Annotated in this window: 5 protein-coding genes; all 5 read right to left on the bottom strand. The window is 43.6% G+C overall.

Translation table 11 applies throughout. The features are described from left to right. Positions 1-2,016, bottom strand: a 2,016-nt coding sequence (locus ACWATR_RS37650; RefSeq protein WP_460344755.1) for a type IIL restriction-modification enzyme MmeI, incomplete at its 3' end; no start/stop codon positions are given. A gap of 13 nt (positions 2,017-2,029) precedes the next feature. After that, the gene (gene drmD, locus ACWATR_RS37645) at positions 2,030-5,251 is read right to left on the bottom strand and encodes a DISARM system SNF2-like helicase DrmD (protein WP_460344751.1); all 3,222 of its coding nucleotides are present in this window, start codon (positions 5,249-5,251) and stop codon (positions 2,030-2,032) included. Positions 5,252-5,669: 418 nt separating this feature from the next. Then, on the bottom strand, positions 5,670-6,140 hold the full coding sequence (gene ybaK / locus ACWATR_RS37640) for a Cys-tRNA(Pro) deacylase (protein WP_460344748.1): 471 nt from the start codon (positions 6,138-6,140) through the stop codon (positions 5,670-5,672). 44 nt (positions 6,141-6,184) lie between these two features. Beyond that, the gene (locus tag ACWATR_RS37635; protein WP_460344745.1) at positions 6,185-6,391 is read right to left on the bottom strand and encodes a PIN domain-containing protein; all 207 of its coding nucleotides are present in this window, start codon (positions 6,389-6,391) and stop codon (positions 6,185-6,187) included. A gap of 124 nt (positions 6,392-6,515) precedes the next feature. Further along, on the bottom strand, positions 6,516-10,670 hold a 4,155-nt coding region (locus tag ACWATR_RS37630), incomplete at its 5' end, for an NACHT and WD40 repeat domain-containing protein (RefSeq protein WP_460344742.1).

Raw genomic sequence — 10,670 nt, 5'->3', positions numbered from 1 at the left:
AGTTAACCCAACTAAAGAATCACCCCACTTCAAAGCATGGTCTAAAAAAGTAAATGGATGAGCCTTCGCCAAAGTTGCCAACCACAGCGATAACTTAGCCAAATTCACTGCAAAAGGGTTTTTATCTACACCATACAAACACCGTTGCGCTACTAACCGCCGGGCATAAAGTAACGGTTCTTCGTCAATTGGAATTTCAGGTAATACGTTCTGTTTATTCCACGCTTCAACTAATTTTTCAGCCAACTGACGACAACTTTCCACCAGGAATGCGCCCGAACCCATCGCCAAATCACAAACTTTCAACTCCAAAATCTGCTCTGGTGTGGGGTTTTCTCCCAAAGCCGATAAAATCGGTCTGAGGGTTTCTTTAACAATCGGCTCAGTCAAAGCACGAGGCGTATAATGAGAACCACTACGCCGCCGTTCTTCCCCTGGTTGCAAATACAGAGAACCCACAGGCATTAAACTCGGCGTTTTCGGTGACACCTTGCGTCCTAAAGCCGCCACTACATCCTCTGCTGTCCTCGCATCCTTTAACTCTGTTAGGGATTTACCAGTAATTTCACAACCTGCAACATCTTTTAAATATTTAGCCCGTTCTCCCACCTTCGTTTTGAGAATGTCCCCAACGCTGACAACAACTGTCACCGAAGATTTAGAACCTTTGGGTTTACTCCAAACACCGATAGCAGGACTACTTGCTCTTTCTACCTCACAGCCGGTAGCTGCTTCATAGACAGACCCAATTTGCTCAACCGCCAAGGAACGGTAAGACAGACGTTCTCCATCCAGTACCAGCAACCCTTGCAATACCCGGTGAATTACCCCATCTGACACGCGAGGGGGTTCAAGACTTTCTCCTGTTTGATATTCTGTAGACTGGAGACGACCTTCTAAAAACGGATATTCATCTGGGTCAAATAGTTGCCCATGACGAGCAGGTAAGTACAAATCAGCATGACTGCCGCCATCGTAAACCAGACGAAACAGACTCAGCAACCACGCCCAAGCACCATACCGTTGATCCATTGTATCCGGGTAGTTGCCTGCATCTTCTCTCAATCGCTCGTAAAGTCCACTAACTGAGTAGTAGCGTGTATAAACTGCATCTTGAGACATCAGTCCCCGATCTTCAGCGTAAAGCAGAAACACTAACCGCAGCAAAACAGTAATCAGCCCACCGTAAATATGCTGGGGCGCAGTCGTGGCAATATCACTTATTAAGCCGCTTTTACTGGTTGCATCTGCGATTTGGAAGCCGCGCAGTAAATCCCATAATGCTTCTAATACCTGCTCTGCAAGCTTAATAGAGACATCGTTTTGATATTTTCGGCTTTTTTCCAGAATTGCAGACAAACGGCGATCGCTAGGGACATTAAACAGTCGGTCAGCCGAGAGCAACATCTCCATTGCACCCAAAATCAGCCGCCCAGATACCTCACACATTGCCTGTACAGGAAAAGTCAGGTGTCCCGATGACTCTCCAAGTGGTGCATAAACCAAACGCAATTCTGTACCGTTGCACAATAGCCCAGTGTAAACTTTTGTTTCTTTTAAAAGGCGCTCAAACTTAGATTGGGGACTAGCGTGCCATCCAGTAGATTTACTATCCTCCGCCCCAGCGTTGTCAAGTTCAGTACCATCAGGAAGCATCTTTACCAGCATCATCCAACCGCCATTAGGGTCGGGTACAGCATACGTAGGTGTCAAAACTTCGTTGTAATCTGGGAGTGCGATCGCTAATTCTTCTGGACTGGCAACTAAATCTTCTGCCTGCCAACCTAAAACGTTGATAGTGAAAGCAGGAAAGTCGTCAATTCCAAAGGTTTCCTTGCTATCACCGGACAGGGGTTCACGTCTGGCAACTGTAGCAAGTGTTTGTTGCAGTTCCACCACATTACGGTTAACCACAGCTTGGGCTGCTGACAATGCCGGCGGAGACACCACCAACCCCACAGGCTGGAGAAAGCCTAACCATTCTTTATGTAAGCGAATTTCTGGATCGTTTGCCATTGTTTATACTCCCCTAGCCGGAAATCGGCCATAAATAAATTACGCCGACTGGCTCAACTCGCACTGCTTTTACTTTGTAGGCAGCTTCAATTCGGTCTGGTTCTGAAATTAGTTCGGTTGCGATCGCTTGAAGGCGTTTTTCCCAATGGCGACGGTCTGCATCCAATTGGCGCTGTTCTTCTATGAATGGAAGAGACAACTGCACTACTTTAGATTCTTCTTGACACTTGAGAATTCGCGTCTGTTGTTCTTCCAGAATGTTCTTCATCTCAGCAGCTTCTTTAACACCCCGATTGGCCAGCTTTTTCTCAGCACTTTCAGCCAAAGCTGTGGCGCGGCGTTCCAGATGGGGAATTAATTCTGCTACATCTTGGGCAGCACTTTTTTTCAGTCGCTCTTTCACCGCTTCGGCAACTTCCAGCAAGTGAGGGGAAGCCAGGGAATTTTCCAGTAATTCCAGTACATTATCTTTCTCGCCTTCTGTTAAAGACTGAAGTTTCTTGCGTCCTCGGCTAGTTGGATCTGACCATTCTGCTGCGACTGCAATTACCTGATCGTGTAAGCGAGAAGCTCGTTCACCATACAGAGCCAGCCGTCCCAGTGCAATCACTTTTGGCATTGGGTCATCAGTCAGACAAACACAAGCACGAGTTAATTCATCATGCAAGAAACCCTGAGCTAAAAATCTGCTTAGTAAACGCTGGACAATTCTGTGTTCTAAATGCAGATGAACTACATCCCCATCCAAGGAACCAGGATCTCGAAAAACCACAGGGCGAATCGGTGCTTCTTTTCGCCATTCCCAAGGCTTTTGTCCAATCTTGCGAGGTGTTCTCAGGGTATCAAGTGTAGTTGACCATGTTGGATCTGCTCCAGTACGCTGGTCGAGAGCCGGAATTGTCCAACGCGCAGTTACAGGATTGTTAGCAACCTCATTCACATCTACAGGGGCAAGTGTTGGGACTCCCAAAATTTCTAGAGAAGCAGAGATGGCATTACGGAAATGATTGTCATCTAGTCCCAACCAATCCCGCGAGTCTTTTAACATTTCTTGTAAATTCTCAACTTGTTTAGTCAAATCCTGTTGGCGGAGTCTAGCTTGCTCCAGTTCCTCATTAATTACCTGGGTGTTTACTGTTTCCTTGTTACTGAGTTGCTCTGCTTTATTAATCGAATCGGCAAGATTATTTACTTCTTGGTGGCGAATCCCATTAGCTAGTAAGCGCGACACATTTCTTTCAACTACTGGTGCAAGGCTGCCCAGTTCTTGTTGAATGGTGGCTGTTTTCCGCACCAGTACATCCAATACCTTGTCTTCTGTGCGTTGCGGTAAGACAAAATAATAACAATGGACAATAGGCGATCGCTGTAATTTCCGGTCAATCCGTCCATTACGCTGTTCCATCCTCGACGGATTCCACGGCACATCAAAGTGGAACAAGTCAGCACAGTTGTTTTGGAGGTTCACCCCTTCCCGTGCTGCATCTGTGGCAATCAAGATCCGCAGGGGATGACGAGCCGGGTCAGCGTTAAATGCACTTTTAATAGCTTCGCGGCGTTCTTCTCCAATGCCCCCGTGAAATACATCTATGCGTTCTTGTTCACGGTTAGAGCCAGCGATTGCACTTTGTAATTGCTGTTGTAAATAACGTTTAGTATCCGTATATTCTGTAAAGATAATTACTCGTCGTTCTAACCAAGCAGCATTCGGCTGACCTAAATCGGGACAAAGATTTTGGCGAATCCACTCCACCAGTTGTTGAATCCTCGGATCTGGCTGGTAGCGAGAGGAATTCGCTACATCTGCCATTTCATCTAAAATTGCTAATTCACGCGCTGTTTGTCCCGCAGCTTGCATACTAGCTGCTACCATTTGAGCATCTTCTTCTGCGATTACTTCCTCTTCGGAAAATTCAGCCCGTTCGTCATCTGCACCAGGGGATTCAAACAGCAACGGGAGACTGACTTGATGTGTGGATGGGTGGTGAGCCGCTTGCTTTTCCATCCCCGTCCGATGCACCTTTAAAGTCCGAGCAAATGCCTCAATAGAAGATAAAAGACGCTTTTGTAGTGAAGTGATTACTAACATTGCCGTAGTCTGGGTAGACTTCGCTGCATCTTTGAGCTTTTCCTCACGCAGATTGCGATATTGTTGCAGCAATCGGGATAATTTGAGTTCGGGCGCGTCTTCTGGCAGGTTATCAATAACTACAGGAAGAACGTAGCGTTGGGGAAACTCTTCTCCGATCTCTCGTAAATCTTGCTTTAAACGCCGCACCATTACAGTGTCCAGCAACTTACGATTACGAACGGGTACTCCTCGGCAGAAACGCTGGGGATCAAGGATTTCTAGTAAGGCGGCGAAGCTGTTGGAGTGTCCATTGTGAGGTGTAGCAGACAAAAACAGTTTGTGTTCAAAACGTGGTGCTAAATCTCGAACAGTTTTGGTAAGTTGAGAATCAACGGCATACTTTGCACCACTTGCAGGTGCAGCATTGTGAGCTTCGTCAAGGATGAGCATGGATGCAGCTGCAAAATCACCAAGCCAGTCCCGTAATGGTGCGGTGTATGTTTCATCTCGTAGCAAAGCATGGGAAATAATGAACCTAGTGTGTGTCATCCAAGGGTTAATTCCATAACCCCGTTCTTGACGACGCGCAGCAATAAACTCACGGTCAAGAATCATAAATGTGAGTCCAAAGCGACTCTCCATTTCTTCTTGCCACTGCCTTACCACTGATGGCGGACACGAGATAACGACTCGCCTAACCTTTTGCCGCATCAGCATCTCACGCAGTATCAGCCCTGCTTCTATGGTTTTGCCCAGCCCTACATCGTCCGCAATAAACAAACCGACTCTCGGCATCAGCAAAGCTTTACGTAGCGGCTCTAATTGATAAGCTTTGACTTCTATACCTGCTCGGTAAGGGGCTTGGAAAAGCTTGGCATCTGTGGAAGTTACGCAATTCCACCGTAATGTGTGCAGGTAGGCAGAAAACAGACGCGGATTATCAAAACCTCGATTTGCTATGGAATCCCAAGATGTTGCCCCGACGATTTTGGCATCTATCTCTCTTTCCCATAGGACTTCTAGCGATTCTCCTAACGCATCATCTTCTAAACAAGAAAGACTAACTTTAGTGTCTTGTTCTGGAGATGGTTTCGACACAACTTCTTCTACAAGATATTGCCGCGATCGCACGCGCACAATCTGTCCAGTTACAATATCAGTCACTCGTGTCTTCCCCCTTGTAACTGGATTGGTATTATCCCTCCTCTAATCATGAGAAACTCACTCCCCTAAACCCTTCTGTCTAATGACTGGTTGGACTAGAGCGCTAAGAAAGCAACTATATTCTTTATAAGTAGCAGGTATAAAATAGTATATTTTCTATTTGGTTCTTAGCACCTGCTACATCTTATAAAGTATTTTTCTATACGGCTATATTATTTAGTTAATTATCAAGGAAATTTTAAAGCTTTTGTTTTATAAGCAATTCACAGACTATTTTTCTCAAAGGTCTTACGTAGATTAGTTTTCAAGTGCAGGGTAAAAATAAAGTTTCCTAGTAATAATACTTAGCTTATTCAAGTAAGGTATAAGCTTCCTTTGATTAGCGATCGCTTTATAGTTTCTGATGAAAATTTCTGTACTAATTTTGTACAATTGCCCCCAAAGTACCACTGACTGCACGTAAATAATCATCTGGCGATAGCAGAAGCAGCATTCCGCGCATTCCACCAGAAACAGTAATCTGCTCAAATAGAGTTGCCGTTTCATCAAGGTAAACTGGATAGTCTTTTTTACTCGCCAAAGCTGTCACACCGCCACGGATGTATCCTGTTAGTGGCTGCACTTCCTTCAGGGCAACCGTCTCAACCTTGCGGTTTCCTGAAATCCGCGCTAAAGCTTTCAAGTCTAACTGAACATTCCCCGGCACAACAGCAAAACAGATACCTGTTATGTCACCTCTAACTACTAGCGTTTTAAAAACTTGCTCTGGGGGAAGTCCCACTTTCTGGGCTGTACTAAGAGCAGCCAGATCGTCAGGGTTAACTTCATAGCTCAGGATTTGGTATGCAATACCTAGTTTATCAAGTAGTCGAACAGCATTGGTTTTCATTCAAGTCCACAAAAAATATCATTGCTGTTACTCCCAATCTTCAATCACCAGTCCACTAACGCGACTAAATTCTCTTGTATTGTGCGTTCTAATGTTAAGTTATTGACTAGCGCGATCGCTACAATTAATAAACCACTTGGGTCAATGGGAGTTCCATTTACTGACAGTTCTGAGCGAATTCTCCCTGCAACTCTGGCGGATGTTGTATCTAATGGCAATACAGCAAATTGACTAAAAAACCTTTCCAGCAATGCTAAATTCCGTTCCCTTTGAGTACTACGGTAAGCGCCCTAATAAAAGGCATCGCTCTTACTATATTAATGTAAAGGAAAGCGTGGAGCGATCGCTTAACCAACCTTTCATATTTTCTCTGATTTATTCTCCATCTTCCATTGCACCTAATGCTTTGAGGGTGGCTTTTTCGGATGGGGTTAAACCTGTAATACCTGTGATATTCATGCCAGCATAGGGTTTATTGTCAAGTGTCTTGAAACAATTACCTGACTGAACATCCCAAAACTTAATTGTTTCATCCCAACTACCACTTATTATAGTTGCGCCATCATTACTAACTGTAACTGACCAAACTAAATTATTGTGTCCTTGGAGAGTTTTTAAGCATTCTCCCGCATGGATATCCCATAGTTTAATAGTTTGGTCAGAACTACTACTAACTATAACTAAGTCATTAACAATAGCCATTGATAACACTCGATTAGTATGCCCCTGTAATGTTTTCAAACACTTCCCGCTATCGATACTCCATACTTTGATTGTTTGGTCGTCGCTGCTACTAAATAAAGTTTTACAATCAAGACTAAATAATACAGAATTGACAGAAACGTTATGTGCTTGCAAAATATTTAGACACTTCCCTGTGCATATATCCCACAATCTGACTGTTTGATCATCACCGCAACTAGCTAAAAGTGTATTATCATAACTAATTACTACTGACCATACTCGACCAGTATGACCCTGTAAAGTTTGGATACATTCACCAGTAACAATGTTCCATAGTTTTACTGTACTGTCTGCACTAGCAGCAGCGAGGAGCCTACTGTCACGGCTGATAGCTACTGAATATACTGAGCCATTGTATTGTGGTTTTTGTTGACTTATATTAGTCCAGTACTTTCCTGTATGAATGTCCCAGAGCAAGACCTTGCCGTCACCACCACCGCTAGCTAACAGTGTACATTCAGAGTTAATTGCTACTGACCATACTCGACTATTATGTCCTTGTAAACTTTTGAGATAGTTTCCACTCTTGACATCCCAAATTTTTATTTGTCCATCATCTCCGCTACTAGCTAAAATTCTACTATCTGTACTTAAACATACCGAATAAACCATACTACTATATCCATGTACAGTGTTAAGACATTCTCCTGTAGAAGTATCCCAGAGTTTTATTATTGAATCACTACTAGCAGTAATTATAGTGTTACCATCGTGGCTTATCCCTACTGCCCAAACCGGCTTATTATGTCCTTCTAATGTTCTTAGGCATTCTCCAGTATTAATGTTCCAAACTTTTACTATTTGGTCAACACCAGCACTAACTATTGTTGTATTATCTGAGCTAAAATTTATTGATAATAATTCAGCAGTATGTCCTTGAAAAATTCTCTCGCATTCTCCAGTATTAATATTCCATAGCTTAATCGTTGTATCATCGCCACTACTAAGAAGTCTTTCTCCATTAGCTATTATTGCCACGGATAAGACCCTACCTCTATGTCCGTACAAAGTTTTTAAACATTCGCCTGTTTGAAAGTTCCATATTTTTATTGTTTCATCCCAACTACCGCTTGCTACTATTAAACTATCAGAATAAATAGTAACTGAACTAATTGGTTTAGAATGTCCTTGTAAAGTTTTCAAACATTCTCCTGTAAATATATTCCAAACTTTTATTGTTCTATCATCACTACCACTAACTACAATTGAGCCATCAGAGCTAATCGTTACAGAATATACTCGACTAGTATGTCCTTGTAAAGTTCTTAAGCATTCACCTTTATCTATATCCCAAATTTTTAGAGTTTTATCATCACTGCCACTAATGAGAATTTTGCCATTATTACTAATAGCTACCGAGCGTACCCAAGCCACATGACCTGGCAATGTTGAAATATGTTTACCTGTTTCAACTTGCCATAACCGAATTGAACCATTTACCTCTCCTGTAGCAAAGAACTTATCATCAGAGCTAAATGCTACTGATAAAACTCTTCCCAAGGCTTGAGTAAAAAAACTTTCATTTAGACTTGCTTTAGTGAGTGTAAGACCTTGCAAACTCACGCTACTAAAATCAGCCCCCTTAATCACCGCACCGCTTAAATCTTTACCTTCTAACGCCGTCCTATCCACTTTCACGGCTAGGGTTGCTGCATTCCCCCCAATATAGCCCGTTTCATCTTCAGTTTTAAAACAAGTTGCCTCAATAACACTAATCAGGGAATGGTTGTTATCCAACATTGGTAAAAGCAAATCCATCACTGCTTTCGTGAGTGGCGCTTTACCAAAAGTCTCCCTCAACTTCTCCAAAGGCTCACTACTAAATTCTCTAAGGGGTGCGTTCCCCAAAGAAGTTGCCGCAGGCATCGCCTCACTATTCCCTTGACACGAAAAATAACCAGACCAAGTATAATCAAGAGGCGCTGCACTGCTATTCAACCCTGACTGTGCTTGGGCTAATTCCGTAAAATCGCTAGCTAATGCCCCTAACTCTGCTGCAAATTTATACGCCACAAAAAACTCTAACAGCGATCTATGTGCTGGAGTATAGTCACCATCAGCATTGCGGACAAGCATTGTCTGCGCCATCATGTCATAATGCCAGTGGTCTAAATCCTTCTCTTCTTGGACAACAGAACCAAATAAGCGACGAATGCGTTCTGGGAACAGCCGATAATTCAGGCTCATTTGGTTACTAGATAGCATTTCCCAAGAAAGTTCGCACAAAAAGTACAGTTTATCAGCCAAAGAAGTAAAAGTACGCTCCGCTTTAATATCCCGTTCCATCTTGCGCCGTACTGCATAAAGATAAACCCGTGACATATCCACAGGTTTACCCGCTTCAATATCTGGCAAGGCTTCTAAGATTAAGTCAGTCATCACAGGACGACGGGCTAAGTCTAATAATTGCGGATTACCGATTACTTGTTCAACTGTCGCTGCTTCAGCTTGGTATGAAAGCACCTGCCGAATTTGCTCATCGTTGAATTTCTCCAATTCCAAGACTTCAAATTGAGGTGTTTCTCCAGTTAATTTTTTAGTTGATGCTTGCAGTTCTGCATTTAGTAAAGCACGTCCCTCCTTCGCCTCTGGAAAATGCTCAGTACGACAGGTAAGGATGACTTTAGCACCGGGAACTACCACCTTCGCCAGTTCCCAAAAGTTGTTAATCATCTGTTGGCGGTCAACTTTTGCTGCCATTTCGTCAAAGCCATCGAAAATGAGCAGCAACTTACCCATGCGATTGAGTTGGTCAAAGACTTCGCTGTTGATGCGGATATTGTGTTGGCTAAAAAAGAAACCTGCCAAAACATTCTCAACATTTAGTGCTTTGGCAAAGTCACGCAGGGTAATTACCAAAGGCAGACGGGGACGTTCAACGCCACGTTTTTGGGCATCGCGGTAACGTTGCAATGCAGTCCAAGCATAGTGAAAGACAAACCAAGTTTTACCTGTGCCAAATTCGCCCAAAATTGAAATATGCTCTTTGGCAGGGTCATCCAGCCACAAATCGATGTAACCATCAATCCAGCCGTCCTCTTCCTCATATCGACTCACCCCAATCCGCCGCTTAGTAATTGGGTCAATTTCTTCTTTGGTACAAGCAAGCGGTACATATTTTGTATCAACTTTTCGGCGTTTGATTTCTGCTTCTAGCCAGTCGAGATAGCCACTAAAGTCAGCATCTAAGTCAATCAGTTCGTCAAATGTAAAGCAGTCAAAGCGATGATTTTCTTCCTTCTTGACTTCATCCCGTGCAGCGCGGGAAATCCGACGGGTAGTTCCCAACCATCCTTCATCCGTTTTTTGCGCCTCAACTGAGGAGCGCAACGCCATAACATCGCTCAGTTTAACTTCTCCTGCAACACCACGTACAAGAATGCGGTCATAACTGCGACGTACCGGGATGTTGATAATCCATTCAAAATATTCTTCTGCCCAGATTTCATATTTTTCCAAGGTATAGCCCAAGGTTTCAAACCATCCTCGCATCTGCTGGGCAAGGGCGATGGCTCTACATTGATTTTCAGTTGCAGTTCCTGGTAGTGCGAGATAATTCTCTACTGCCAATCTTGCTATTTCTGTCCGAATTCCCTCCAGTGTCGGCAATCTTTCCAGTTGTTCTTGGATACAAGCAATCCTTTTATGCAGAGAACCAATTTTCTGGTTCAACAACACATCAGCAGGTGTGCGAGTGCGTTTAACAACTTCGATAAATACAGTTGCAAATTCAGCCACTTCTCGCCTGACATCAAGTTCCAAACTTCTGATGTCATCACCCAAGGT

The organism is Nostoc sp. UIC 10890 (assembly GCF_054786515.1).
This window is presented reverse-complemented; position numbering and strand designations above follow the sequence as displayed.